Genomic DNA, 26,629 nt, shown 5'->3' with positions numbered 1-26,629 from the left:
CGCGGGTGTGAACACCTCATCGAGCTGCCCGCCGGGGTGGGCGAGGGGTGGACATCGAGGGCCCGCCGTGGCATCACGATGGCCATTCCACTCCCGCGGGCAGATTCGCTGGGGCCCTGCGCATCCCCTGGGCGAACGTCCGGCGATCGGGTAGCGTTTCCACCAGAATCGTCGCGTTGCGCGCGGGCGCGAAGGGGGATGTCTCGAGTGTGCTCGGATCGGATCGCCGAGGTGGTCGCGCGCGAGCTCGCCGCCGACCCGGCAGTGGAGGAACGGGTCGCCGAATGCGTGCTCGCCGCGCTGAGCGCTGTCGACGGTGACTCGGCCGCAACGGATTCCGGTGATACCGGGGTCTTTCTGCGGTCGATCACCGTGCAGGGGTTTCGAGGGATCGGACCCGCGGCGACGCTGCGGCTGAATCCGGGGCCAGGTCTGACGCTGGTGGTCGGGCGCAACGGCAGCGGGAAGTCGAGTTTCGCCGAGGCCGCGGAATTCGCGTTGACCGGTGGGAACCGGCGCTGGGACGGCCGCTCGACCGCATGGCGGGAGGGGTGGCGCAACCTGCACGAACCCGATACCGCCCGGATCGATATCGAACTGCTCACCGCGGGTGACGAGCCCGCGCTCTCGGTCGCCACCCGCTGGGACGCGAGCGCGGAACTGGCCGACGCGCAGTGGACCGAGCGGCGTGGATCCGAACCGGCGGCATCGGTCGACCCGGGTGGCCGCAGGCAACGGCTCGATCTGTACCGGCCGTTCCTGTCCTACAGCGAACTCGGCGCGCTCGTCGACGGGAAGCCGAGCGATCTGTTCGACGCGCTGCATCGCCTGCTCGGTCTCGACGAGTTGGCGGCCGCGGCCGAACAGATCAGACTGCGCAAGCTCGAACTCGAACGCGCCGTGAAGGATTCGCGCCAATCGCGCGCCGACCTGCTGGTCGAACTCGCCGAAGCCGATGACGAGCGCGCCCGCGGCGTTGCCGATCTGCTGCGCACCCCGGACCCCGACATCGACGCGGTGGCAGGTGCGGTGGCCGACTCGGTCCTCGGGATCGATGGGCCGGAGGGTCTGCGCGCGATCCTGCGGCTGGCCGTGCCCGGCACCGAGCAGGTCGCGGCCACGGCGGATCGGCTCGCCGAAGCGTCCCGGAATGTGGCGCGGCACGCGACCGCCGACACCGCAGCCGACCTGCGTGTGCTCGAATTGCTCACGCGGGCACGCGACCACGTGGCTGCCTCGGGTTCGTGTCCGTGCCCGGTCTGCGGACGCGACGATCTCGACACCGAATGGCGCACCGCCGCTGATTCCGAAATCGCTTACCGCACTGCGGAACTGGCGGCGCTCCAAGCGGCCACGGCGGAATTCGATGCGGCACTGGTGGCGGCTCGTGGCCTCCCCTGCGCGGTGCCGGCGGAGCTCGGCTCGGCGACCGCGCGCGGTGTCGGCGGCGCTGGTTCGCACGAAACCCCGGACTCGTTGCGCAAGCAGCGCGAAATCGTCGGGCAGCTCTGGTCTGAGTGGGCCGCGCTGGCCACCGCCGACCACGACGATCGGATACCGGATCGGCTACGGACGGTCCACGCCGATCTCGCCGCGGAACTCGAGGCACTGCAACGGGATACGCGGATCGAGCTGGACCGGCTGGATACGGTGTGGTCGCCGCTGGTCCCGCGCATTCGCGCCTGGCTCGACCCCGCTCGTGCCGTCGCCGACCACGCGAGCGAACTGCGGGTGGTGAAGAAGGCAGCCGACTGGCTCAAAGCGGCGACGGCGACGATTCGCGAGGAGCGGATGCGGCCGTTGGAGACCACGGCGCGGTGGGTGTGGAGCACGCTGCGGCAGCAGAGCAATGTGGAGCTGGGCGCGATCCGCCTGCAGGGCAGTGCGGGGACGGCGCGGCGGGTGCTGCTCGATGTGACCGTCGACGAGGTCGACGGTGCGGCGCTCGGGGTGATGAGCCAGGGGGAGCTGCACGCGCTCGGGCTGTCGCTGTTCCTGCCGCGAGCCACGGTGGCGCACAGTCCGTTCCGGTTCGTGATGATCGACGACCCGGTCCAGGCGATGGATCCGGCGAAGGTCGACGGGCTGGCGAGGGTGCTCGCCGAGGTGGCGGCGTCGCGGCAGGTGGTGGTGTTCACCCACGACGAGCGACTTGCCGAGGCGGTGCGCCGGATGCAGCTCGATGCGACGGTGCTCGAGGTGCAGCGTCGCGAGCGTTCGATCGTCGAGGTGCGGGTGACCGGCGATCCGGTTCGCCGGTATCTCGACGACGCGCGATCGCTGCTGCGCACACCGCAACTCCCAGCCGCCATCGCCGACGAACTCGTTGCCACCTGTTGCCGTTCGGCGATCGAGGCGGCGGGTCTGGCGAAGGCGCGGCACGAACTACTGGCCGCCGGGCTCGAACACAGTGAAGTGGAACGGCGCGTTCGCAACGCGCACACCACCAGGGCCATGATCACGCTCGCGATCATGGGTGTCGGTGCGCGGGTGGACGATCTGAACAAGCACTTGAGCGCGGTCGGCGGACGCTGGCTCGTCGGCGTCCTCCGTGACGCCACCGCGGGCGCGCACGTTCCGATCGACCGTCCGATGCGGGAATTGATCAGCGACACCGAGCGATTCATCACCTGGCTGCGCGCGCACGAGCCTGCCGTGGTGCGCGCGTGAGTGGCATCGCTGGGGAAGTAGCGGCGTCGTGAATCGCCGCGGCAGGCCTCGCGCGAAGTTCACGCGACCCTCGGTGGCGGAGCGGCTCGAAGCGGCCGAGAATTTGCTGGACGGGTCGGTGTCGGACGCGGGCGGGGTGTGGTCACGGGCGGTGGCGTGGATCCTGCGGTTGGCGCTCGAGCAGGCGGTAGATCAATTGTGGGCGCAGGTGGCGCCGGAGTTGATGCGATGTCCGATGCGGGCGCAGCTGCTCGCTCTTCGGGTGTACGCCGGGCCGGAAACCGCGGGTCAGGTCGGGGCGCTGTGGGCCGCGTTGTCGCGGGCCGCGCATCACCTCGACTACGAGATGGCGCCCAGCGTCACCGACCTACGGCGCTGGCGGGATCAGACCGCGGAGCTGGCTCGGGTGTTGGACCTCGCCCCCCTCGCACACCAGCCGTTCGGATGATCGGCCGACTGGTAGTTTAGGCCCTCCCGGCCGCTGCGCACTCGACGTAAAGCCGGGAGCCGAAAGTCGGGCTCCCGGGCGGCCCGCCGAATTCCCGGAGAGGCGAACGAGTAGTGACAGCGTGTCCGTGTCGTCGCGGTGAGCCGTTCGATGCCTGCTGCGGGCCCTTTCTGGCCGGCGAGAAGGCCGCGCCGACCGCGGAAACGCTTATGCGCTCGCGCTATACCGCCTATGTCGTCGGCGATGTGGACTATCTGCTGCGGTCCTGGCATCCCAGCACTCGTCCTGCCGAGCTCGAGCTCGATCGGGGTCAGCGGTGGCTGTTTCTCGAGATCGTGGGAACGCAGCGTGGGGGGCCGTTCGACGACAACGGGACTGTGGAGTTCATCGCCCACTACAAGGTCGACGGTGTGCGCGACGCGATGCACGAGCTGAGTACCTTCGTGCGGGTCGACGGGGCCTGGGTTTACCTCGACGGGACGTTCCAGGCCTGATCCGGGGATACTGCTGTGGTGCCCCGTATCACGATCGAGTACTGCACCCAATGCCGCTGGCTGCTCCGGGCGAGCTGGATGGCGCAGGAACTGCTGACCACGTTCGCCGCCGAACTCGGGGAGGTGGCGCTGGTTCCCGGGCAGGGCGGCATCTTCCGGATCACCCTGGACGGTGAACAACTCTGGGAACGCAAGGCGGACGGGGGGTTTCCCGATATCGCGATCCTCAAGCAGCGGGTTCGCGACCGGATCGCGCCCGACCGCGACCTCGGCCACGTCGACCGGCGCGAGTGAATCAGGTCAGCAGCAACCGCCACCACCGCAGCAACCGCCACCGGCCGGACGAGGTGCGGGTGCGGGAGTGGGAGCTGAGCCACGTCCCACGGCCGCGAAGGTGGTGAGCAGTTTGACGGTGTCGTCGTGGCCGAGGGGGCACGATGCCGGATCCGAGGACTGCGCCATCGGCCGGTTGACGTCGAAGGTGTCGCCGCAGGAGCGACACCGGAAGCTGTAGTTCGGCATCGGCCCAGTGTAAGCGGCACCGGCACGAGAAGCCGCTTCCTTCTGTACCGCGAAGTAACTGTTACCTGCGGAAACGGCGCGTAGGGCGCGCGCACGCCCGGTGCGCACGTACTCTCGTAGGAAGTCACCAGGTGCTGCGGCCCGCGGGAGCAAATGCACAGGCACCCGTGCGGTCGCGCCGGCTAGGAGGTGTGCGATGAGCATTCAGCCCGATCTCGACTCCGACACGCGGACGCACGAGGCCGACCCACTGGCGGACACCGAATACGGACTGGCAGGCGGAACCTGGGACGGTCCGATCGCCGTATGGCGCAGCGTCCCCTACGCCGCCGCACCCGCCGGACCTGCCCGATTCGCCAGGCCCGAGCCCCCGAAGCCCTGGGACGGCGTTCGTGACTGCGTGGTGTTCGGTGACATCGCACCGCAGGCCATGGGCGCGATGGTGCCGGTGGGTTCCGATCTGCAGATGGGCGAGGACTGTCTGTGGGTCAATGTCTGGTCGCCGCGACCCGAACCGAGCGACGGTGAACCGCGCCCGGTGATGGTGTGGCTGCACGGCGGCGCCTACTGCCTCGGTACCGCCGCCCAGACCATCTACGACGGGCGCAAGCTGGCCGAGGCCGGCGATGTGGTCGTCGTCTCGGTGAACTATCGGCTCGGGGTGCTCGGTTTCCTCGATCTGTCCTCGTTCGGTGATCAGTTCACCGCGAATCTGGGCCTGCACGATCAGCTCGCCGCGCTCGCGTGGGTGCGCGACAATATCGCCGCGTTCGGCGGCGATCCGAGCAATGTGACGCTGTTCGGCGAGTCCTCGGGCGCGGGGTGCGTGACCGCGCTGCTCACTTCGCCTGCCGGGGCCGGTTTGTTCCACAAGGCGATCGTGCAGAGTCCGCCCGCCACTACGGTTTTCGGGCAGGAGCGGGCCGCAGTCGTCGGCCAGCGGTACCTGGAACTGCTGGAACTCGGGCCGGGCGAGGCGAATCGGTTGCTGGAGTTGCCGATCGAGCAGCTCGTCGAGGTCGGTGCGGTGCTGCTGGACGAGGTACCGATCAAGGAACCGGGCAGGCTCGCCGCCGCACCGGTCGTCGACGGAGATCTGTTGCCGGGCTATCCAATCGACCGATTCCAGCAGGGGCATTCGCATCGGGTGCCACTGCTGATCGGGACCAATCGCGATGAGGCGTCGCTGTTCCGGGTGCTGCGCTCGCCGATCATGCCGGTGACGCCCGACGCGGTGAACGCGATGCTGCGCGATGTCGCCGCGTCGCATCCGGAGATGTCGCCCGAGCGGATCGCGGAGATCACCTCGGCCTACCCCGATCTCACCAAAACCCGTGGGGCACTGGCGATGTCGACCGACGCGGCGTTCCGGATGCCCGCGGCCTGGGTGGCCGAGGGTCATGCGCAGCATTCACCGACCTGGATGTACCGGTTCGACTACGCGACCCCGATGTTGAAGGCGGCCAGGGTCGGAGCGGGTCACGCCACCGAATTGCCTTATGTCTTCGGCAATTTCGGCACCTTCAACCACGACCCCACCTTCTGGCTCGGTGGGCGCAAAGCCTCGGTCGCGGTCTCGGGTCGCATGCAGCGTCGCTGGCTGGCCTTCGCCGAACACGGCGTCCCCGCCGCGATCGACGGTTCCAAGCACTGGCCGCACTACCGCCCCACCGCCCGCACCACCCTGCTCATCGACACCATCGACCGCGTCGTGGACAACCCCGACGCCGACCTGCACACCGCTTGGGGCGACCAAGCCGTCGGCTTCAGCTGAACAGCACGACGCCGGGCCACCGGCCGAGGAAATCGGCGATGACCCGGCGTCGGGTGGATCAGACGTCGGTGGAGAAGCGGATGCCGCCGTCGGGGATGACCACTCCGGGCCACACGCGGGCGCCGCGCAGGAGTTCACAGCGGGCGCCGACATTGGCACCGTCGCCGATCACGCCGTCGCGAACCAGCGCGCGGGGACCGATGCGGGCACCGAAGCCGATGATGGAGCGTTCGACCGTCGCGCCCGCTTCGACCACCGCGCCGTCGAAGATCACCGCGCCGTCCAGCCGCGCACCCGCGCCGATCTCGGCGCCACGCCCGACCACGGTCCCGCCGATGAGCAGCGCGCCCGGCGCCACACCGGCACCGGGGTGGACGAGGGACTCGCCACGCTGGCCGGGCAGGGCCGGGGAGGGAGCGATACCGCGGACCAGGTCCGCGGAGCCGCGCACGAAGTCTTCCGGGGTGCCCATGTCACGCCAGTAGGAGGCGTCGACATGGCCCTGCACGCGGGCGCCCTCGGCCAGGAGCGCGGGGAAGACCTCGCGTTCCACCGAGACCGGACGACCCGTGGGGATCTTCTCGATGTATTCGCGGCGGAACACGTAGCAACCCGCGTTGATCTGGTCGGTCGGCGGATCCTGGGTCTTCTCCAGGAACGCGGTGACGCGGCCGTCGGCGTCGGTCGGCACGCAACCGAAGGCGCGCGGGTCGCTGACCCGGACCAGATGCAGGGTCACGTCGGCATTGGTCGACTCGTGGGTGTCGAGGATCGCACCGAGGTCGGTGCCGCCGAGCACATCGCCGTTGAACACCATCACGTTGTCCGCGCGCAGCTTGGGCAGCACGTTGCGGATACCGCCACCGGTGCCGAGCGGCTCGGTCTCGGTCACGTACTCCAGGTCGAGGCCCAGGTCGGAGCCGTCACCGAAGTGCTCTTCGAAGACCTCGGCCTTGAAGGAGGTGCCGAGCACCACGTGGGTGATCCCGGCCTCGGCGATCCTGGCCAGCAGGTGGGTCAGGAACGGCAGCCCGGCCGTCGGCAGCATGGGCTTGGGCGCCGAGAGGGTGAGCGGACGCAGCCGCGTGCCCTGTCCGCCGACGAGAATGACCGCGTCGGTGCCTGCATTGCCTGCCATCGAGTTTCCCCTGTTCACAGTGGACCGGCGCCTACTCAGGCACCGGTTCGCGCTTGCTCACGCAGCGCCGATCGAACCGCAATCTTGGAGCGAACCGCAAGTCCGGCCCGCAACGCGCCCCGCAACGGTGCCTGCCACCAGTGCGGATGCCGGTCCGCCTGGAAGCGGTAGGCGCTGGCGTGGTGGGCGGGCAGCATCAGTTCGGGATGCTTGCCCGCGGCGTGGCCCTTGGCATGGGTCACCTCGGCGTCCGGGACGAACACATTGTGCCAGCCCGCCTTGCCCATGCGGTCACCGAAGTCCACGTCCTCCATGTACATGAAGTAGCGCGAGTCGAATCCGTCGATGGTGTCGAAGGCGGCGCGGCGCACCAGCAGGCAGGAGCCGGACAGCCAGCCGACCACCCGCTCGGAGATCTGCTCGTTCTCCTGGCGATAGCGCACCGACCAGGGGTTCTTCGGCCAGACCGAGCCCAGAATCGCGTGTCCGGCGCCGTCGGCGAGGCCGGGGACCCGACGGGCGGAGGGATAGATGCTGCCGTCGGGCTCACGCACCATCGGCCCGATCGCGCCCGCTCGCGGCCAGCGCGCTGCGGCCTCGAGCATCTTGTCGATGGAGTCGACGCCCCAGCGGATGTCCGGGTTGGCCAGGATCACGAATTCGATCGACGGGTCGATCTCGGCGACGGCCCGGTTGATGGCGCCGCCGTAGCCGATATTGCCGCCGGTGTGCAGCAGCGTGACGTGCGAGTTGGCCTCGGCGACCAGCTCGGGGACGCCGTCGGTCGAGCCATTGTCGGCCAGGATCACCTGCGGCTTCTCGCTGGTGGCGTCGGCCAGGGTGGTGATGAAGTGCTCGAGGTGCTCACCCGGTGAATAGGTCACCGTGACCACGGCAAGGCCGGCGGGGGCTGGAGAATCGGCTGCGTCGTTCACGAGAGCGGAGCCTAGTCGGACAACCGGCTCAGTGTGTCGGTGAGTGCGATACGCCAAGGGCGAAGGGGGGTGAGGCCGGCCGCGTCCCAGGCCGCCGGGGACAGCACCGAATACGCCGGGCGCGGAGCGGGTCTGGGGAATTCGCTGGACGCGCACGGCAATACCCGGTTCGGGTCGGCTCCCAGGTCGGCGAAAACCGCCGCGGCGAGATCGAACCAGGTGGCGGTGCCGGAATTGGTGGCGTGCAGCACACGGGGGGTGTCGGGACGGGTGCTCAATTCCAGGAGCGCCGCGGCCAGGTCGGCGGCGCTGGTGGGGGAGCCGAGCTGGTCGTTCACCACGCTGATGGTGTCGCGTTCGGCTTCCAGCCTGCGCATGGTCGCGACGAAATCCCCCTCGACACCGGCGTACACCCAGGCGGTACGCACGACCTGGGCGCCCAGCTCGAGCACGGCCTGCTCACCGGCCAGTTTGGACCGGCCGTAGACCGTGTGCGGTCCGGTGGGGTCGCTCGGCTCGTACGGCGTGCGCGCGGTGCCGGGAAAGACGTAATCGGTGGACACGTGGATCAGCCGCGCACCCGCGTCCGCGCAGGCGGCCGCGAGCACGGCCGGTCCGGTCGCATTGGCGGCGAACGCGGCCTCGACATCGGTTTCGGCCGCGTCGACCGCGGTATAGGCCGCGCAGTTGAGCACCACGGCACCCGGCACGAGGACGGCGTCGACGGCACCGCGGTCGGTGATATCGAGTTCGGCCCGCCCGAAGCCGCGCGCCGCCGGTGCCAGCCGCGAGATCTGTCGCCCCAGCAGACCGCGTGCGCCGGTTACGATCAGGTGAGCGGGGGCGGGGAAATCGGCGTTCACGCCGCAAGTCTGGCACGCCGGGGCACCTGCGGTTGGGCCTCGGTGTGGTAACTAATGGTTAGCCTGTGATGGCCGGTATCCGAGGACGAGCCCGGGCCAACGACACGGCGGTGTTTGCCGGGGGGAAGAGCGGACCGGGCGCGGAGTTCGTCGAGAGGATGCACGAGTGCGAGAGTCGACTAGGCCGGTCAGCGCGCCTGCGGGCACCTTCGGCCCGGCCAAATTGATGGTGGCGATCTCGGCGGTCTTGGTCCTGTGCCTCACCGGATTCGCCTGGCGCAGTGTCGACAACCTGATCGCCAATATCGACCGGATCGGTGGCCTCGGTCTCGGGGGTGGCCGCGACGGCGCCGTCGACATCCTGCTGGTCGGCGTGGACAGCCGTACCGACGCGCACGGCAATCCGCTCACCACAGCCGAACGCGCCATGCTGCACGCGGGCGACGAGGTGGGCACCAACACCGACACCATCGTGTTGATCCGCGTCCCCAACGACGGCCGTTCGGCCACCGCGATTTCCATCCCGCGCGACTCCTACGTCGATATCGGCGGCGGCCAGGGCAAGGCCAAGATCAACTCCGCGTACGGCTCGACCAAGGAGACCGAACGCGCCGAACTGCTCGCCGACGGCAAGTCCGAGGCCGAGGCGGAACGCGAGTCGACCAAGGCGGGACGGCAGGCGCTGATCAAATCGGTGGCCAACCTGACCGGCATCAGCGTCGACCACTACGCCGAGGTGAGCCTGCTCGGCTTCGTGCTGCTCACCGACTCGGTCGGCGGTGTCGAGGTGTGCCTGAATCAGGCGGTGGACGAACCGATGTCGGGCGCGGACTTCCCCGCCGGGCGCCAGCGTCTCGACGGTCAGGAGGCGTTGAGCTTCGTGCGTCAGCGCCATGACCTCGAACGCGGTGACATCGACCGGATCGTGCGTCAGCAGGTGTTCATGGCGCAACTCGTCGGCCAGATGCTCAATGCCAAGACCCTCGCCAATCCGGGCAAGCTCAGCGAGATCAGCGAGGCGGTCGGGCGCACCGTCGTGCTCGACGAGGACTGGGACGTGCTGGCTTTCCTGCAGCAGCTCAAGGATCTGTCCGGCGGCAAGGTGGCATTCGAGACCGTTCCCGTCTCCGACCTCAACAGCATGACCTCGGACGGGGAATCGGTGGTCAAGGTCGATCCGAAGACGGTGCAGAGCTTCGTCGCCGGGCTCGTCGGCGAGGAGAAGGCCGACGACGGACCGAAACTCGACCCGTCGACGGTGACGGTGAGCGTGCTCAACGCGGGCGGTGCCACCGGGCTCGCGGGCAAGGTGTCGACGGCGCTGACGGGCAAGGGATTCAAGGAAGGCACGGTCGGCAACTACACCGGCGGCAGCGTGAGCTCGAGCCGGGTGCTGGCCGCGGACGCCGACAATCCGAAGGCGGCGGCGGTCGCCGAGGCGCTCGGTGGTCTCACCGTGGTCGCGGATCCGTCGCTGTCGGCGGATACGGTGAGCGTGGTGCTGGCGAGCGACTACTCTGGTCCGGGCTCAGCCGCGGCAGGCATGTTCGATGCAGGCGCGACTGCGACCGCGACACCGATACCGCCCGCCCCGCCGATCGACGCAGGCCAGAACGGACCGAAATGTGTGAATTGACCCATGCGTGAGCCGAACTCGACCCTGACCGACGCCCTCCTCGACCCGATTCTGGAACGCGATCCCGCCGGACCGCGCGTCACCTGGTACGACGACGCCACCGGCGCCCGGATCGAACTGTCGGGGCTGACGTTGGCCAACTGGGCCGCCAAGACCGCGAACCTGATCCGCGACGAATTCGCGCTCACCCCCGGCGCCAGGGTGGCGGTGCTGTTGCCCGCGCACTGGCAGACCGCCGCGGTGCTGCTCGGATGCTGGTGGGCGGGAACCGAAGTGGTGCTCACACCCGATCCCGATGCCGACCTCGCGCTGGTCACACCCGACCGGCTCGACGATGCCGATGGTGTCGACGAGGTGGCGGTGCTGTCGCTGGACGCGATGGGAACGCCGGTCCGCGACGTTCCGGTCGGCGTCACCGATTTCGCGACCGCGGTGCGGGTGCACGGTGATCAGTTCCTGCCCGGCGGTTTCCGGGCGGCGCTCGACGGTCTCTCGGTGAGCGAAGTGCTGGCCACGGCCCGGAAATCAGCCGCACTGCAAGGGTTTTCCGCAGGCGATCGGGTGCTTTCGAGTACGCCGTGGGAGACGGTCGAGGAAGTGATCGACGGGTTCGTCGCGGTGCTGTTCGCGGGGGCTTCGCTGGTGCAGGTCGTCAATCCGGATCCGGGTGCGATCGAGCATCGGGTCGTCACCGAGAAGGTGACCGTCCGCCGCTAGCTCCTACCTGGGTATTGGTTCGGCTCCGCCTCGGGAACGTGTCGCGTGTCACACCCGCTCCGTACTGTGGAAGCAAGTTCTCGGCTTCGACGGTAGGGGTGGCGATGTTCGCGCAGTACTGGGTTCGATGGTCGGCCGAACACGGGGCACCGCGCGCGATCCTGCGCTGGCAGGTGCGTCGCGGTGATCCGTTCGCGACGTTGCTGAGCGGTCGGCGGGGATTGCACGATCCCTATCCGCTGATCGATGAACTGCGCGGGTCGGGCGGATTGCGCAAAACGCCACTGTCCTACGCCGCGTTCGATCACGCGCCGGTTCGGGCGATTCTGCGCGACCCCAGATTCGGCGTGCGGCCCGCCCTCGGCAACGATCTGCCCACCCCGTGGCGCAAGCTCGCCGAGCGGGTCACGGTGCCACCCAACCCGGTCGAGCCCCCGTCGATGCTGGTCATCAACCCGCCCGACCACACGCGCATGCGCAAGCCGGTGGCCTCGGCGTTCACCCCGCGCGCCATCTCCAGGCTGCGGGACCGGGTGGAGGTGGTCACCGCCGAACTCCTCGACGCGATGCCCGCCGACGGATCGGTCGACCTGATCACCGATTTCGCCGCCAAGGTGCCGATCGCGATCATCGCCGAAATGCTCGGCTTCGCGCCCGCGGACCGGGACAGGTTCCTCGATTGGGGCGACAAGGTGACACCCCTGCTCGACATCGGCACGTCGTGGCGGTCCTACCGTGGCGCGATGCGCGCGATCGAGGAGATGGACGACTTCCTCGCCGACCACATCGCCACCCTGCGCCGGGCGCCGGGCGAGGACATCCTGTCCACCCTGGTCAGTTCGGGCGAGCTGAACCTGGCGGAACTGCAGGCGGGCGCGAGTCTGCTGATGGGCGCGGGTTTCGAGACGACGGTCAATCTGATCGGCAACGCGGTGGCCGCGCTGTCGGCGTACCCCGATCAGCTCGCGCTCGCGCAGGACGATCCGCAACGCTGGCCCGATGTGGTGGAGGAGACGCTGCGCTTCGATCCGCCGGTGCAGACCACCGCGCGCCAGGCGCTGGAGGATGTCGAGATCGAGGGCGGCCTGGTGCGGGCGCAGACGACGGTGATCCTGTCGCTGGCCGGGGCAAACCGTGACCCGGCCGTCTTCCCCGACCCGCACCGCTTCGACATCGACCGCCCCAATCTCAGGGAGCACGTGGCGTTCAGCAGCGGCATCCACGCCTGCCTCGGTGCGAGCCTGGCCCGGATGGAAGCGGTCCATGCCCTGCGCGCGCTCTACACCCGTTACCCGAACCTGCGGTTACGTGGCGAGCCGACGCGTCGAAACCTGTTCACGCTGCACGGTTTCGAACATATGCCGGTCGACCTCGGACCTGTCGCGCGAACGCCGGCGCCCGACGACTTGGCAGGTGCCTCGCGTCCCGCCTGAGTCGGTGGCGATCGTCGGGCTCGGGGGCGCTGGTGAGTCCCGGTCCGGTCGAATGGGTTTCGTTCGTAACGAAGCCCCGCTCGGTCGCCTACGTGCTCGCGCGCCAGCGGTAGCGGGTCTTCGGGCGACCTGCGCGCCCGTAATCGGCACGGCGTTCGGCGAGTCCGTCGTCGGCGAGCTTCTCGAGGTATCGCCACGCGGTGATGCGCGAAACACCAACGACGGCAGCGGCATCGGTGGCCGTGATGCCGGTCTCGGTCGCGCGCACCGCCCGTGAGACCTCCTCGAGGGTGTGCTGCACAACGCCTTTCGGCGCGCCGGCCTTCTGGTCGGCGGTGCGCAGCGCGCCGAGCGCGCGGTCGATGTCGTACTGCGACAGTGCCGCCTCGCCCGCGGGCAGCGCGGTGTTGAAATCGCGGTAACGTTCCAGCTTTTCGCGGAAGGCGGCGAAGGTGAAGGGCTTGAGCAGGTACAGCACCACACCGTGCGCCACCGCGCTGCGCACCATGTTCAGCTCGCGCGCCGAGGTGATCGCGATGACATCGGGACGGGGCGTGAGCCCGTTGAGCGCGGCGGCCACATCGAGCCCGCTGATATCGGGCAGCCCGATATCCATCAACACCAGGTGGAACGGATTGCCGTCGGCGATCGCCTCGGCCGCCACCCGCAGCGCGTCGCGCCCGGTGTGCACGAGCCCACCGGTGACGAAACCGTCGAGCCGTTCGAGATAGGCCCGATGGGCCTGGGCGATCAACGGCTCGTCCTCGACGATCAGGACCCGGATCATGGTTTCTCCCTCAGCGGAATGCGAACGATGACCGCGCTGTGTGGTGCGGCCGTGGTGGTGATGGTGCCGCGATGTCGATCGACGAGGCGGTGCACCAGAGCGAGGCCGAGGCCCGCGTGGTCGGATTTCGTGGTGTAGCCGCGTTCGGCGGCCCGCGAGAACATCTGGGCCGACATACCGGGCCCGCTGTCGGACACCTGCACCCACAGCGCGCCGTCGCGGTGACACACCGACACCTCGACGCGCTTGTCGACAGTGCCCGCGGCCGCATCGATCGCATTGTCGATCAGGTTGCCGACCAGGGTCACGGTCTCGTGCGCCGAGAGCGGATCGGTGGAGTCCAGCGCGGTGTCCTCGCTGATGGCCAGGCTCACGCCGCGCTCGGCGGCCTGGTCGACCTTGCCGAGCAGCAGCGCGGCCAGCGCCGCGTCACCGACAGCGGCCAGCAACCGGTCGATCAGGACCTGTGAGAGCTGGAGTTCCTCGGTCGCGAAGGCCACCGCCTCATCGGGGCGGCCCAGCTCGACCATGGTGACCACGGTGTGCAGCCGGTTGGCCGCCTCGTGGGCCTGGGCGCGCAGCGATTCGGCGAAGCCGCGCACCGAGTCGAGCTCACCCAGCACCGCGCGCAGTTCGGTCTGATCGCGGATGGTGAGCACGGTGCCGATCTCGCGGCCCTCCCAGCTCACCAGGTCCTGGTTGACCAGCAGGATGCGGTCGGTGGTCACGTGCGTCTCGTCGCGCACCACGCCACCGCTCATCTGCTGCAGCGAAACCGGCAGGTCGCTGCGGAGGACCGGCCCGTCGGGCAGGTCCAGCAGGGTGCGCGCCTGATCGTTGACCACCTCCGCCGCCTCGGCTTGGGCACCGAACACCACCAACCCTTCGTGCACGGAGTGCAGGACCGCGTCGTGGTGCTCGTAGAGCGCGCGCAGCTCGTCGGGGGCCAGCCCGTGGGTCTGGCGGCGCAGCCTGCGGCTGATCAGGAACGACGACAGCGCGGCCAACGCGAGACCCATCGCGGCCACCCCGAGGATCAGGGGCAGCTGGGTGGCGACCTGGGTGCTGATCTTGGCGCGGGTGACCCCCGCCGAGACCAGCGCGACCACCCGGCCGTTGTCGTAGACCGGAGTGACCGCGCGGATCGAGGGGCCGAGGGTGCCGGTGAAGGTCTCGGTCAGCGTCTGGCCTGCCAGCGCACCGTCGATGCTGCCGACGAACGGCTTGCCGATCAGGTCGGGGTTGGTGTGGGTGTAGCGCGTGCGGTCGGGCGCCATCACGACGATGAAGTCCATGCCGGTGGCCGCTCTGATCCGCTCGGTGGTCGGCTGCAGCAGCCCGCTCGGGTAGGGCGAGTTCACCGCGGCCAGAGTCGACGGCGACCGCGCCACCGTCACCGCGACATCCCTGACCTGCATTTCCGCGGCCAGATCATGGTCGCGTCTGGCATCGAGCACGGCCAGGATCGTGCCGACGGCGATGAGCAGCGCGAGCACCACCAGCTGCCATACGAAGGCCTGTCCCGCGAGCGACAGTCGTCCTCGTCGCACCTCTTGCCTCCGACCTGGATTTCTGAACGTTATGCACCGATATGAACCTTATGGAACAAAGTGACGGCCGTCACAATAGTTCCTCATGCTCGTCGGCATGAGCGATACCACCGCACCACGGAAACGCGACCATACCCATTGGCTGTATATCGCGGTGATCGTCGCCGTCGTGGCCGGCGTCATTGTCGGCCGGGTAGCACCGGAATTCGGTCAGTCACTGGCGCCGCTCGGCACCCTGTTCGTGAACCTGATCAAGATGATGATCGCGCCGGTGATCTTCTGCACGATAGTCCTGGGCATCGGGTCGGTCCGCGCGGCCGCCACCGTCGGCAAAGTCGGTGGCCTGGCCATCGGCTATTTCCTGGCGATGTCGACGGTCGCGCTCGGCATCGGGCTCGTGGTCGGCAACCTGATCGATCCGGGCGAGGGGCTCAACGTCACGGCCTCGGGCGCGGGTGCGAAGTACGCCGATCAGGCGCACAGCGCGGGCGGCACGTGGGACTTCATCCAGAACATCGTGCCGACCACGCTGGTGTCCTCGCTGACCGCGGGCAGCGTGCTGCAAGCACTGTTCGTCGCGTTGCTGGTCGGGTTCGCCGTGCAGGCGATGGGCGAGACAGGCGCACCGATCCTGCGAGCGGTCTCGCTGATGCAGAAACTTGTCTTCCGGATCCTGTCGATGATCCTGTGGCTGGCCCCGATCGGCGCGTTCGGCGCGATCGCCAACGTGGTCGGCCGCACCGGCTGGTCTGCGGTGGTGCAGCTGGCGACGCTGATGATCGCGTTCTACCTGACGTGTCTGGTGTTCGTGTTCGGTGTGCTCGGCGTGATCCTGCGCATGGTCTCGGGCGTCTCGATCCTGAAGCTGTGCCGGTACCTGTCGCGCGAGTACCTGCTGATCGTGGCGACCTCGTCGTCGGAGTCCGCGCTGCCGCGACTGATCGCCAAGATGGAACACGCGGGCGTGGAGAAGACGACAGTGGGTGTTGTTGTGCCGACCGGCTATTCGTTCAACCTCGACGGCACCGCCATCTACCTCACGATGGCCTCGATCTTCATCGCCGACGCCATGGGCAAACCGCTGAACCTCGGCGAACAGATCGGCCTGCTGCTGTTCATGATCATCGCGTCCAAGGGCGCCGCGGGCGTCACCGGCGCCGGCCTGGCCACCCTCGCCGGCGGCCTGCAGAGCCACCGCCCCGACCTGCTGGACGGCGTCGGCCTCATCGTCGGCATCGACCGCTTCATGTCCGAAGCCCGTGCCCTGACCAACTTCTCGGGTAACGCGGTGGCGACGCTGCTCATCGGAACCTGGACCAAGACGGTCGACGCGGACCGGACCCGGCGGGTGCTCGACCGTGAACTGCCGTTCGACGAGGAGACGATGGTTGACGACCACGATGTCGACCACCCGGTCGACATCACGAAACCTGTTCCAGTACAGGCTGTCGACGCGCAGTGAGACAGCCGAAAGGCCCCGCGATGAGAACTCGCGGGGCCTTTTCGGTGATTCATCGGGTCAGATTCTCGAGCAGGGGCTCCGTGATCCGAATCGTATGCCGACTGGGGGAGTCAAATCCTGGACCACTTGCCCGGGTTGAGGTGGAACTGCACGAGGGCGGTGGCGTGGCCGTGGCCGAGGCCGTGTTCTGACTTCAGCCAGGTGACCAGTGCCGTGTGCCCGGTTGGCTCGGCCGCGTCGAGGAGGGTGAACCACTCGTCGACGGAGCGCCCGTACTTGGTCTCGATGGTGGGGAAGTAGGACGCGGGTCCGTGCGGCGCGTTCGCCATGGTGGTTCCTCCTCGACGGGTGTTCGTTATCGGTGAAGACGGTGCGGCGGGACAGAATTCATCGTCAGGCTGTGACGAGCTGGCGTTCGGTCGAGCTCACACGGCGTTCACGGATGAGCAGCACGCCGGCCAGTGCGACCAGTACCGCGGTGAAGCCGTGGACACCGAAGGCGGTGGCGGTGGAGCCGTGCCAGCTCAGGACGGTGGCCATGTCCCCGAACGGGGTGAGCGAGGTGGCCAGCATGGCGACGCCGAGGGCGAAGCGTTGCTTGGTGGCCAGCAGGCCGAGGATCACCAGGCCGCTGACGATGTCGCGGACGCCCTTGAGGTTCAGGAACGCCACCGCGTCGCCCTGGGGTACCGCGGGGAGGCCGAAGCCCGCGGCCGTCGCCTCCGGGGCGATCAGGTAGTTGATGCCGACGTAGATGATGAAGAGCCCGCCGAGCAGGGAGAGGGCGGTGGCGATGCGCGAGGTGGTCATGGTGTGCTCCTGAATCTTTCACTGTGCTCTGAAAACTAGCGGCGCTAGGTGTTAGAAGAACCATAACTCAGCCTCGCTACCTTGTCTAGCGCTGCTAGAATTTCAAGCATGAGTACGCAGCAACGCAAGGAACGCGACCGCGCCGAACGCCATCAGCGGATCATCGACGCCGCACGCGAGATGGCCGAAGCGGACGGCTGGGACGCGGTCACCATCCGAAAACTGGCCGACCGCATCGAATACAGCCAGCCCGTGCTCTACAGCCACTTCGCGAACAAGGCGGCGATCGTCGGCGCCGTGGCCCTGCAGGGCTGCACCGAGTTCGCCGAGAAACTGAAGCTGGCCAGGGCGGCCGCGACCACCCACTCCGAGGTCGTCGCCAATGTCGCCCGCGCCTACCTCGACTTCGCCACCGACAACCCGGCCCGCTACGACGCCATCTTCGAGCAGAAGACCGACCTCGAATTCGGCCTCAACGCTCCGCAGCCACTGCGCGACGCCTTCGCGGGACTCGAAGCGATGTTCACCCCGTACGCCGAAGGCGACGAACTCGGGGCCCGCACCGAAGTCGCCTGGGCCTCCCTGCACGGCCTCGCGACGCTGGAGCGCAACGGCCGGCTGCGCCCTGATCTGAGAGAACGGCGTATCGCCCTGCTCGTCGACGGGGCTGTGTAGATCGAGCGCCGGCGCGCTGGCGCGGGCCCCGCCCCAGCGCAGACAGGCAGCGGAGACCTTGCCGGGCCCGTCACCGATAGCGCTCGGCGCTGAGCGGGTACTCGGCACGGTGAGTGAAACCTCATCGGCGCGCGGACCGGCCCCGCGTAAGTTGGAGCAGGTAGGCACACGTGCGGAGGGACGGCAATGGCGGAAGTCGTAGTAGTGGGGTCGGGACCGAACGGACTCGCCGCAGCGGTGATCGCCGCTCGCGCCGGGTTGTCGGTGCGGGTTCTCGAAGCGCAGGAGCAGCCGGGCGGGGGATCGCGTACGGCCGAGTTGACGCTGCCCGGCTTCCATCACGACATCTGTGCCGGTGCGCATCCGATGGCCTTGGCATCACCGTTCTTTCGCGCGTTCGATCTCGAGGCGCACGGTGTCGAACTGCTCGCTCCGACCGTCTCCTACGCACACCCGCTCGACGGGGGGATCGCCGGACTGGCCTGGCGCAACCTGGAATCCACGGTCGCCGACCTCGGCCGCGACGGCCGGGCCTGGCGTGACCTGTTCGCGCCGCTGGTCGAGCACTGGCCCGAGGTGGTCGACCTGGCCATGTCGGATCTGCGGCACCCACCGCTGCACGTCGGCACCGGCATCAAGTTCGCGACCCGGCTGCTCGAGCAGGCATCCCCGTTGTCCGACAACCGCTTCCACGGTGACGTCGCGCCCGCGATGTTCAGCGGGGTGGCCGCCCACGCCATCACCTCACCGCGGGCCTTCCCCGCGGTCGGCGCGGCACTGCTGCTGGGCACCCTCGCGCACGCGGGAGGCTGGGTGGTTCCGCGCGGTGGCAGCCAGGCCATCCCGAACGCGATGATCGCCGAGATCGAACGGCTCGGTGGCGAGGTGATCACCGGGCATCGGGTCGACGATTTCGCCGAGCTCGCGACCGCGCGCGCCGTGCTGTTCGACACCTCGCCCGCCGAACTCCTTCGCATCGCCGGCGACCGGCTGCCGTCGCGATACCGCAACGGCCTCGGGCATTTCCAGTACGGCAACGCCGCCTGCAAGGTCGACTTCGCGCTGTCGGGGCCGGTGCCGTGGGCCGCGCCGGGCGCCGACCTGGCAGGCACTCTGCACCTGGTCGGCACCAGAGCCGAAGCCATGCACGCCGAACACCAGGTCGCCACCGGCAGATTCGCCGATCGGCCGTTCGTCCTGGCGATTCAGCCCGGCGTGGTCGACCCCACTCGCGCACCCGCTGGCCAGCACACGCTGTACACCTACGCGCACGTCCCCAACGGAACCGACCGCGATATCAGCGACCAGGTGATCGACCAGGTCGAGCGCTTCGCCCCCGGCTTCCGCGACCTGATCCTCGCTGAACATGTGCGACCGGCGGCTTTCATGCCCGATCACAACGCCAACTACATCGGCGGTGACATCTCGGCGGGCGCGATGACTACGCGCCAGACCGTGTTCCGGCCGATCGCTCGCTGGAATCCTTACGCCACACCGATTCCGGGCACGTACCTGTGTTCGTCGTCGACCCCGCCGGGTCCCGGCGTCCACGGGATGCCTGGCTTGCACGCGGCGAAACACTTGCTGCGCAACCGTTTCGGCATCGTCACCGACCCGCTCGACCTGTTGCGCGGCGAGGCACCGGCCTACCGGTAGGGCTTCATCGGCGCGTCGTGGACCTTGTCCGGCTTGAAAACATCGGGTTCCAGGTAGACCGTGCTCGTGTTCGGCACGGCGGCGTGGATGCGGTCGTCCGCGGAGTCGATCACCTCGGCCACCTGCGTGATGTCGAGGCCGGCGTGCAGCGCGATCTTGGCGTTGATCAGCAGATCCTGTGGCCCGAGGTACTGGGTCTGCATCCGGATGACGCGCTCGACCCGCGGATCGGCCAGCAGCGCCGACCGAATCGCGGTGTCGTCCTTGGCCGTCGCGCCCTCACCGATCAGCAGGCTCTTGGTCTCCACGATCAGGATCACGGCGTTCACGCCGAGCAGCAGGCCGATGAACAGGGTCCCGACGCCGTCCCACACCGCGTCGCCGGTGATCATCGACAGACTCACCCCGGCCAGCGCGAACATCAGCCCGGTGATCGCGCCCGCGTCTTCGAGCAGCACCACCGGCAGTTCGGGATTACGAGTGTTGCGGATGAAGTGCCACCACGAACTCTTGCCTTTGAGCAGCGCCGACTGCTTGCGCGCGGTGACGAAACTGGCACTTTCGAGAATCAGCGACACACCGAGGATCGCGATCGCGACCCAGGCCGACTCGATCTCTTCCGGGAACCGGATCTTGTGGATCGCCTCGTTGATCGCGAACAGGCTGCCCATCACGAACAGCACCAGCGCGACGACGAACGAGTAGAAGTACCGATTGCGCGAATATCCGAACGGGTGCAGCGTGTCCGCCGGCTGCTCGGCCCGATTACGTCCGACCAGCAGCAGCGCCTCGTTGCCGGTGTCGGCCACCGAGTGCACCGCCTCGGCCAGCATCGACGACGAACCGGTGATGAACGCGCCGATGAACTTCGCGATCATGATCCCCGCGTTCGCCCCGAGCGCGGCGAGGATCGCGACCTTGCTGTCTCCACCCTGCTCGGCCATACCGGGCACCGTACCGCCGGTGCCCGCCCAGACGCCTGACCTCGTTCACCGTGTCGTCGGCACCGAACCGCGGCGCCAGCCGCTATTTGACCCGGTAGAGGTCGGGTTCGAGGTAGATCAGGCGGGCGGTGGGGACCGCGGCGCGCACGCGCATCTCGGCGGCGTCGATGGCCTCGGCGACATCGGCGATGCCCAGGTTCGGGGCGAGGGCGACCTTGGCGGCGACCAGCATTTCGTCCGGGCCGATGTACTGGGTCTTGAGGTGGATCAGTGAGGTGATCTTGGTGCCGTCGACCAGGTTCTCGCGGATGGCCCGACCCTGTTCGGGGGTGGCGCCTTCGCCGATGAGCAGGCTCTTCATCTCGATGATCAGCACGATCGCGATGATGCCGAGCAGGATGCCGATGGACAGGGTGCCGATGCCGTCGAAGATCGGGTCGTCGGTGACCATGGTGAGTCCGACGCCACCGAGGGCGAGCACGAGACCGACCAGCGCGCCGGTGTCCTCGAGCAGCACTACCGGCAGCTCGGGGCTGCGCGAGTTGCGGATGAACTGCCACCAGCTCGCATTGCCCTTGAGCGGCCTGGATTCGCGCACCGCGGTGAGGAAGCTGTAGGTCTCCAGGCCGATCGCGATCACCAGGATCACCACCGCGACGATCGGCTGACTCAGCTCCTCGGGATGCTGGATCTTGTGGATGCCCTCGTAGATCGCGAACACCGAGCCGAGGGTGAACAGCACCAGCGCCACGACGAACGAGTAGAAGTAGCGGTTGCGGCCGTAACCGAACTGGTGCAGCTCGTCGGCGTCCTTGGCGGCGGCGCGCTGCCCGAACAGCAGCAGGCCCTGGTTCGAAGTGTCGGCGACCGAGTGCACGCCCTCCGCCATCATCGACGCCGACCCTGTGATGAACGCGCCGATGAACTTCGCCACCGCGATCCCCGCATTGGCCGTCAACGCCGCGAGGATCGCCTTCTTGCCACCACCAGCCGACATGCCGGCCCGCCCTTCTGCTCACTGAACACGACTCGCCACAGCCTAATCGGATGCAGGCGCGAAAGTGGGTGTCGGTATCAGTTGTCCCCGACGCAGGCGCTGAACAGCTGAGCGGGGCCGCGCAGCGCGCGCGCCTTGATGTCGGTGTCGGCGGCGGAGATCCAGGCAGCGCTGCCACGTTCGACGATGAGAGTGCGTCCGTTCTCGGACAGCTCGACCGTGCCCGCGGTGCACAGCACGATGCCCGGCCCGGCGTCGGCGAGCACGACCGGCTCGGCCTCGGCGCCGAGGTCGAAGCGGCACAGTGCGAATTCCGGTGCGGGCGTGTGGTATCGGATACCGCCGTCGTCGCCGGGTTCGGGTTCGATCACCGGCAGGTCGATCGGCTCGAAATCCAGGACGCGCAGCAACTCCGGCACATCGACGTGCTTGGGGGTGAGCCCGCCGCGCAACACATTGTCGGAGTTGGCCATGATCTCCACGCCGACCCCACGCAGATAGGCGTGCAGATTGCCGGCCGCGAGGAACAGCGCCTGACCAGGTTCGAGGGTCAGCCGGTTGAGCAGTAGCGCGGCCAGGACACCCGCGTCGCCGGGGTAGACCTCGGCCAGTTCGAGCGCGGTGCGCACCTCGGCGGTGAACTCCCGCGCGCCCTTACCGGACAGGTACTGCACACAGCCCTCGAGCACCGTGGGCAGCAGCTTCGACAAGGCGGCGGGCGGCAGCGTGATCCAGGTGGTGAACAGCGTGCGCAGCCCGGCCGAATCAGGCTGGGCGGCAAGCAGTTCGGCGTAGACATTGAGACCGGGGACGTCGAGTGCGCGCAACAGGTCGACGGTGCGGTGCGGGTCGCGGAACCCGGCCAGCGCCTCGAAACGTTCCAGCGCGACAACGAGTTCGGGCTTGTGGCTGTCGTCGCGGTAGTTGCGTAGCGGTGAATCCAGCGCCACCCCGGTGCGGTTCTCCCGTTCGAAACCGGCTTGGGCCTGCGCCGAGCTCGGGTGCGCCTGCAGCGACAGCGGTTCCTCGGCCGCGAGGATTTTCAGCAGGAACGGCAGCCGGGTGCCGAAAGTATCGGCCACCGCGCCCAATTCACCCGCCGGGTCGGCGGTGAGTACCTCGAGCAGCGAGCGGTTGCCCGAGTCCAGCTTCACCTGCGCGGGATCGGCCGGGTGCGCGCCGAACCAGAGTTCGGCCTCGGGATGGGCCGAGGGCACCGGCCTTCCGCACAGCTGAGCGAGCGCGGTGCGCGACCCCCATGCGTAAGAACGCAGCGCACCAACGAGTTCCTGCACTAGTAGCGTCCCCCGTCATATCGATCCGGTTCGGGCGCGGCGGTACCGCGCGCACCGATCAGCCGAAGATAGGCAGCGGCCATGTCCAGCCGCAGCGCGAGCACGGCCAGCTGCTCGAGTTCGCTGCCGTGTCCGCCCCCCGCGGCGGATTCGGCAGCCGTTCGCTCGATCATGGCGCCGGGGTCGGCGAGCTGGGATTGCAGCACGTCGACGTCGGCATGGACCAGATCGGCGTCGACCAAGCCCGCGCCCGCGCCCTCGAAGACCGCGAGCTTGCGCCGGGCGGCGGCCTGATCGGGGTGCACGCTCAAGGCCAGCACCCGTACCCGGTCGACCGGGGCGGGTCCGTCGAGCTCCTCGTCGTGGAACAGCGGATCGAAGCCGGGCGCGGTGCCACCGGTGGTCGCGGCCAGGCGACCGACCGCGGCGACGGCGTCGGCGAGATCGGCCGCCGAAGCCAGCCTGCCCGCGGACTGCAGCAGCACCTCGGCGCCGTGCCCGGCCAGTTCGACCGCGGCGGGGGAGTCGCCCGCGAGGACGACTCCGACACCGTGCATGCGCGCGGCGAGGGTCTTGGCCGGGTTATGGAAGACCTCGTTGGTCGGGCCGTCGCGTAACGCTTCGGCGTCGAGCATGTCGGCCAGCGCGGTGAGATCGGGCGTGGCCGGGCCGCTGCGCTGGGCGTCGACACCGCGCAACACCGCGATGCCGACCGCGAGGAAACGCAACAGCCGATTGTGGTCGAGCACGGGCACCCGCGGTTCGAGCACGATCGCGCGACCGGCGGCCACCGCGCGCAACGGACCCTCGTTGGGCGCGGCGATCACCACCTCGGCGCTGCGGCGCAGGGCACGGTCGACGGCGTCGATCAGGCGCGGATCACCCGCGTCGTCGCCGGCTACCAGCACCACATCCAGCGGGCCGACCCACGGCGGCAGCGCGGTGACGGCCACGATCGGCAGCCCGGCGCGGTCGCCGAGCGTGGCGACGAGCAGCCCGGCCGCGCGCGCGGCGCGACCCGAGCCCGCGACCAGTACCAGGCTGCGCGGGCGCAGGTCGGCGAGCCGTTCGATGAGCGAGGTTTCGGCGACCGCCGCGGCGGTGGCCCGCACCTGGGCGCCGCCCGAGGCAGCCGAGCGCAGGGCGCCGCCGGTGTCGGCCGCCGCCAGCGACTCGGCGTCGTCGAGGTCGAATACCGGTGTTCCAGCGATCATCGCCGAATCCACCTCCCCTCATCGCGCTGTGTCGTCTGTGACTCCACTATTCCAGCCGGGCACCGGCAATGCTCGTAATCCGCCGTCGCCGAATACCGGGCATGTGATTCCACGGGTACTGGTTTCATCTTCCCAGTCAGGCGCGGACGATGCTCAGGATCTCGGTCACGAGTGCGTTTACTTCGGCCTGCGATCCGGCCTCGACATTGAGTCGAAGTAGCGGCTCGGTGTTCGAGGCGCGCAGGTTGAACCAGGCGTGCTCGCCCAGATCGACGGTGACGCCGTCCATCCGGTCGACCGATTCGGTGCGGTCGGCGAACGCGGCGAGCACCGCGGCGGTGCGATCGGCCGCATCGGACACGGTCGAATTGATCTCGCCAGAGGCGGCGTACACGTCGTAGGCGGCCATCAGATCCGAGACGGTCCGCTCGCCCTCGCCGAGCGCGGCCAGCACGTGTAGCGCGGCCAGCATGCCCGAGTCGGCACCCCAGAAATCGCGGAAGTAGTAGTGCGCCGAATGCTCGCCGCCGAACACCGCGCCGGTCGAGGCCATCTCCTGCTTGATGAACGAGTGCCCGACCCTGGTACGCACCGGCTTGCCACCCAGCTCCTCGACCAGCTCGGGCACCGCCCGTGAGGTGATCAGGTTGTGGATAACCGTCGCGCCCGGCTCCTTGGCCAGCTCACGCTGCGCCACGATGGCCGTGATGGCCGAGGGGGACACCGGCTCGCCGCGCTCGTCGACGACGAAGCAGCGGTCGGCGTCGCCGTCGAAGGCAAGGCCGATGTCGGCGCCGCTGGAACGGACAAGTGCCTGCAGGTCGACGAGGTTCTTCGGGTCGAGGGGGTTGGCCTCGTGGTTGGGGAACGAGCCGTCGAGTTCGAAGTACAGCGGCACGATCGTGATCGGGCCGAGCGTGCCGAGCACGGCGGGCACGGTGTGGCCACCCATGCCGTTGCCCGCGTCGACCGCGATGGTGAGCGGGCGGATCTCGTCGAGGTTCACCAGTTCGCGCAGGTAGGTCGCGTAGTCCGCGAGCAGATCGGTGGTGGTCGCCGCGCCGGGCGCGCCGTCGTAGGCGGGCACGCCCTCGATGACCTCGGCGGCGATGGTCGCCAGCCCGGTGTCCTGGCCGACCGGCAGGGCGTTCGCGCGGCACAGCTTGATGCCGTTGTACTTCGCCGGATTGTGGCTGGCGGTGAACATGGCGCCGGGACAGCCGAGCTTGCCGGAGGCGAAGTAGAGCTGGTCGGTGGAAGCGAGGCCGATGTGCACCACATCGAGGCCCTGGACCTGCACGCCCTGCGCGAAAGCCGCAGCGAGGGCGGGGGAGGATTCGCGCATGTCATGGCCGATCACGACGCGCTCGGCACCCTCGGCGCGCATCAGGCGGGCGAAGGAAGCGCCTACGTCGCTGACGAACGCCTCGTCGATCTGCTCGCCCACCACCCCGCGGACGTCATAAGCCTTGATCACGGCATTCACGAGTTCGCCAGAGCGCGCGAGGGTCGTCATGCGCACAAGCCTATCCGCCTCTCCGCGACTTCGGCCGTACAGGTCCGCCTAGCTCGACCGTGTTCGGCAGGTCCTGCGTGGGGAGCGCTCGGCTGGGTCAGGGGTCCGGGAGAACGCGGAGGTGGCCGCGGCGGCCCGTGCGCGCGGTGCGTGGGGCGGCGGGGGCGTTGTCGCGGTAGCCCGGCTGGTCGGGTTCGGCGGGGCGGCGGCGTAGGCCCGCTTCGCGGACCGCTTCGGCCAGTGCCGTCAGATCGTCGTCGTCGGGTGTGCTCGAGGAGAAGCCGCCTTCGTGGCGGACCAGTTCCCAGCCCTTGGGCGCGGTGATGCGGCAGGCGTGCGTCTCGCAGAGATCCCAGGAATGCGGTTCGGCGACAGTGGCCAGGGGTCCGACGACGGCGGTCGAGTCGGAGTACACATAAGTCAGCGTCGCTACAGCCGGGTTCTTGCAGCCGGGTCGGCAGCAACGACGCATAGGGATCACGACGTCGAGATTAGCCCTCCACGCGCGGAAAGTGGAGACGGACACGCCCTAAAAGGGCCCGGAAAGGGCCCAGTCGCGCACCGTTCGCCGGTCTGGCGCGCACCGGCGGGCGAGGCCTATTCGGGCTCGGGATCGATCAGATCGGGGTCGACGCCGAGGTAGGTCGCGATCTGCTGCACGAGTACCTCGCGCAGCAACTCGACCAGATCGTCCGGATCGGCCGCCCGCAATTCCAGCGGCTTGCGGAACAACACCACCCTGGCGCGAGTGGCCGCACCGTGCCGGTCGACGCCGGCGGGGATGAGCCGCGACAGTGGCACCGGGCCGTCGGCCACGACCTCGTCCGGCCAGGTGACCGAATCAGGATGCAGCGGACGGATTTTCGGCACATCGTCGACGGCGATATCGAGCTTGGTGAGGCGATCGTGCCAGCGGGTGTCCAGCGGAGCGAAGGCCTCGAGCACGAGCCGATCGAATTTCTGCCCTCTGGTGCGCCACGCGGGCACCGTCGGCGGGAGCATGGGGCCACGAACACCGCGGCCGCGGCGGGTCACCGAACGGGCGGTGGGTGCCGGGGAATGACGCCGGGAACGTGCCATGGGTCTTTCACCT

The 26,629-nt window shown here is 68.8% G+C and carries 26 protein-coding genes; 11 read left to right on the top strand and 15 right to left on the bottom strand.

Features of this window, described 5'->3' with window-relative positions; all coding sequences use genetic code 11:
• Positions 1-198: 198 nt before the first annotated feature.
• From ACWZHB_RS22510 to ACWZHB_RS22495, 4 genes are all read left to right on the top strand, one after another.
• A complete protein-coding gene (locus ACWZHB_RS22510) occupies positions 199-2,670 on the top strand; it encodes an AAA family ATPase (protein WP_427903815.1) in 2,472 nt (823 codons plus the stop codon).
• A 73-nt stretch (positions 2,671-2,743) separates the two neighbouring features.
• Positions 2,744-3,118 carry a hypothetical protein gene (locus ACWZHB_RS22505; RefSeq protein WP_427903814.1) on the top strand — a complete coding sequence of 125 codons (375 nt, stop codon included), beginning with the start codon at positions 2,744-2,746 and terminating at the stop codon, positions 3,116-3,118.
• A gap of 113 nt (positions 3,119-3,231) precedes the next feature.
• Positions 3,232-3,612, top strand: coding sequence for a YchJ family protein (locus tag ACWZHB_RS22500; protein ID WP_427903813.1), 381 nt, complete (start codon positions 3,232-3,234; stop codon positions 3,610-3,612).
• An 18-nt stretch (positions 3,613-3,630) separates the two neighbouring features.
• Positions 3,631-3,906 (top strand): SelT/SelW/SelH family protein, encoded by a 276-nt coding sequence (locus tag ACWZHB_RS22495; RefSeq protein ID WP_427903812.1) that lies wholly within the window; start codon positions 3,631-3,633, stop codon positions 3,904-3,906.
• A gap of 6 nt (positions 3,907-3,912) precedes the next feature.
• On the opposite strand, the gene ACWZHB_RS22490 is transcribed toward ACWZHB_RS22495, so the two are convergent.
• Positions 3,913-4,134, bottom strand: coding sequence for an FmdB family zinc ribbon protein (locus ACWZHB_RS22490; protein ID WP_427903811.1), 222 nt, complete (start codon positions 4,132-4,134; stop codon positions 3,913-3,915).
• A 196-nt stretch (positions 4,135-4,330) separates the two neighbouring features.
• Between ACWZHB_RS22490 and ACWZHB_RS22485 the strand changes: the two genes are divergently transcribed.
• Entirely contained in the window at positions 4,331-5,908 is a 1,578-nt protein-coding gene (locus ACWZHB_RS22485) for a carboxylesterase/lipase family protein (protein WP_427903810.1), read from the top strand.
• A gap of 58 nt (positions 5,909-5,966) precedes the next feature.
• On the opposite strand, the gene manB is transcribed toward ACWZHB_RS22485, so the two are convergent.
• The 3 genes from manB to rfbD are packed head-to-tail and all read right to left on the bottom strand — an operon-like array spanning position 5,967 to position 8,844.
• Positions 5,967-7,046, bottom strand: coding sequence for a mannose-1-phosphate guanylyltransferase (gene manB, locus ACWZHB_RS22480; protein WP_427903809.1), 1,080 nt, complete (start codon positions 7,044-7,046; stop codon positions 5,967-5,969).
• Positions 7,047-7,081: 35 nt separating this feature from the next.
• Positions 7,082-7,981, bottom strand: coding sequence for a glycosyltransferase family 2 protein (locus tag ACWZHB_RS22475; RefSeq protein ID WP_427903808.1), 900 nt, complete (start codon positions 7,979-7,981; stop codon positions 7,082-7,084).
• Between the two features lie 11 nt (positions 7,982-7,992).
• A complete protein-coding gene (gene rfbD, locus ACWZHB_RS22470; RefSeq protein ID WP_427903807.1) occupies positions 7,993-8,844 on the bottom strand; it encodes a dTDP-4-dehydrorhamnose reductase in 852 nt (283 codons plus the stop codon).
• 226 nt (positions 8,845-9,070) lie between these two features.
• On the opposite strand from rfbD, the gene ACWZHB_RS22465 reads away from it, so the two are divergent.
• The 3 genes from ACWZHB_RS22465 (at position 9,071) to ACWZHB_RS22455 (ending at position 12,630) form a co-directional block, all read left to right on the top strand.
• Positions 9,071-10,480: an LCP family protein gene (locus ACWZHB_RS22465; protein ID WP_427909260.1), complete on the top strand. Its 1,410-nt coding sequence runs from the start codon at positions 9,071-9,073 to the stop codon at positions 10,478-10,480.
• Positions 10,481-10,483: 3 nt separating this feature from the next.
• Positions 10,484-11,197, top strand: coding sequence for a TIGR03089 family protein (locus ACWZHB_RS22460; protein ID WP_427903806.1), 714 nt, complete (start codon positions 10,484-10,486; stop codon positions 11,195-11,197).
• Between the two features lie 104 nt (positions 11,198-11,301).
• A complete protein-coding gene (locus tag ACWZHB_RS22455) occupies positions 11,302-12,630 on the top strand; it encodes a cytochrome P450 (RefSeq protein ID WP_427903805.1) in 1,329 nt (442 codons plus the stop codon).
• A gap of 88 nt (positions 12,631-12,718) precedes the next feature.
• Here the strand turns inward: ACWZHB_RS22455 and ACWZHB_RS22450 are convergent, their stop codons facing one another.
• Together ACWZHB_RS22450 and ACWZHB_RS22445 are read right to left on the bottom strand one after the other, a co-directional pair.
• Positions 12,719-13,417, bottom strand: coding sequence for a response regulator (locus ACWZHB_RS22450; RefSeq protein ID WP_427903804.1), 699 nt, complete (start codon positions 13,415-13,417; stop codon positions 12,719-12,721).
• Positions 13,414-14,967: an ATP-binding protein gene (locus tag ACWZHB_RS22445; RefSeq protein WP_427903803.1), complete on the bottom strand. Its 1,554-nt coding sequence runs from the start codon at positions 14,965-14,967 to the stop codon at positions 13,414-13,416. The genes ACWZHB_RS22450 and ACWZHB_RS22445 overlap by 4 nt, the downstream gene beginning before the upstream one ends.
• A gap of 97 nt (positions 14,968-15,064) precedes the next feature.
• On the opposite strand from ACWZHB_RS22445, the gene ACWZHB_RS22440 reads away from it, so the two are divergent.
• Complete coding sequence (locus tag ACWZHB_RS22440) at positions 15,065-16,429, top strand: cation:dicarboxylate symporter family transporter (protein ID WP_427903802.1); 1,365 nt, start codon at positions 15,065-15,067, stop codon at positions 16,427-16,429.
• Positions 16,430-16,539: 110 nt separating this feature from the next.
• Here ACWZHB_RS22440 and ACWZHB_RS22435 read toward each other — a convergent pair whose 3' ends face one another.
• Entirely contained in the window at positions 16,540-16,758 is a 219-nt protein-coding gene (locus tag ACWZHB_RS22435) for a DUF4287 domain-containing protein (RefSeq protein WP_427903801.1), read from the bottom strand.
• A gap of 64 nt (positions 16,759-16,822) precedes the next feature.
• On the bottom strand, positions 16,823-17,239 hold the full coding sequence (locus ACWZHB_RS22430; protein ID WP_427903800.1) for a DUF4267 domain-containing protein: 417 nt from the start codon (positions 17,237-17,239) through the stop codon (positions 16,823-16,825).
• 108 nt (positions 17,240-17,347) lie between these two features.
• Here ACWZHB_RS22430 and ACWZHB_RS22425 point away from each other — a divergent pair, with 108 nt between their 5' ends.
• Together ACWZHB_RS22425 and ACWZHB_RS22420 are read left to right on the top strand one after the other, a co-directional pair.
• Positions 17,348-17,914 carry a TetR/AcrR family transcriptional regulator gene (locus ACWZHB_RS22425; protein ID WP_427903799.1) on the top strand — a complete coding sequence of 189 codons (567 nt, stop codon included), beginning with the start codon at positions 17,348-17,350 and terminating at the stop codon, positions 17,912-17,914.
• 186 nt (positions 17,915-18,100) lie between these two features.
• Entirely contained in the window at positions 18,101-19,570 is a 1,470-nt protein-coding gene (locus tag ACWZHB_RS22420; protein ID WP_427903798.1) for a phytoene desaturase family protein, read from the top strand.
• Here the strand turns inward: ACWZHB_RS22420 and ACWZHB_RS22415 are convergent.
• The 7 genes from ACWZHB_RS22415 to ACWZHB_RS22385 form a co-directional block, all read right to left on the bottom strand.
• Positions 19,561-20,514 (bottom strand): cation diffusion facilitator family transporter, encoded by a 954-nt coding sequence (locus ACWZHB_RS22415; RefSeq protein ID WP_427903797.1) that lies wholly within the window; start codon positions 20,512-20,514, stop codon positions 19,561-19,563. The genes ACWZHB_RS22420 and ACWZHB_RS22415 overlap by 10 nt on opposite strands.
• Before the next feature lie 82 nt (positions 20,515-20,596).
• The gene (locus ACWZHB_RS22410; RefSeq protein WP_427903796.1) at positions 20,597-21,511 is read right to left on the bottom strand and encodes a cation diffusion facilitator family transporter; all 915 of its coding nucleotides are present in this window, start codon (positions 21,509-21,511) and stop codon (positions 20,597-20,599) included.
• 77 nt (positions 21,512-21,588) lie between these two features.
• A complete protein-coding gene (gene manA / locus ACWZHB_RS22405; protein ID WP_427903795.1) occupies positions 21,589-22,806 on the bottom strand; it encodes a mannose-6-phosphate isomerase, class I in 1,218 nt (405 codons plus the stop codon).
• Positions 22,806-24,020: a tobH protein gene (locus ACWZHB_RS22400; protein ID WP_427903794.1), complete on the bottom strand. Its 1,215-nt coding sequence runs from the start codon at positions 24,018-24,020 to the stop codon at positions 22,806-22,808. The genes manA and ACWZHB_RS22400 overlap by 1 nt, the downstream gene beginning before the upstream one ends.
• 136 nt (positions 24,021-24,156) lie before the next feature.
• Positions 24,157-25,536, bottom strand: coding sequence for a phosphomannomutase/phosphoglucomutase (locus tag ACWZHB_RS22395; protein WP_427903793.1), 1,380 nt, complete (start codon positions 25,534-25,536; stop codon positions 24,157-24,159).
• A gap of 97 nt (positions 25,537-25,633) precedes the next feature.
• The gene (locus tag ACWZHB_RS22390; protein ID WP_427909259.1) at positions 25,634-26,008 is read right to left on the bottom strand and encodes a DUF3499 domain-containing protein; all 375 of its coding nucleotides are present in this window, start codon (positions 26,006-26,008) and stop codon (positions 25,634-25,636) included.
• A 125-nt stretch (positions 26,009-26,133) separates the two neighbouring features.
• Complete coding sequence (locus tag ACWZHB_RS22385) at positions 26,134-26,616, bottom strand: metallopeptidase family protein (protein ID WP_194826429.1); 483 nt, start codon at positions 26,614-26,616, stop codon at positions 26,134-26,136.
• Between the last annotated feature and the right edge of the window lie 13 nt (positions 26,617-26,629).

Source organism: Nocardia sp. FBN12, from assembly GCF_054031145.1.
This window is presented reverse-complemented; position numbering and strand designations above follow the sequence as displayed.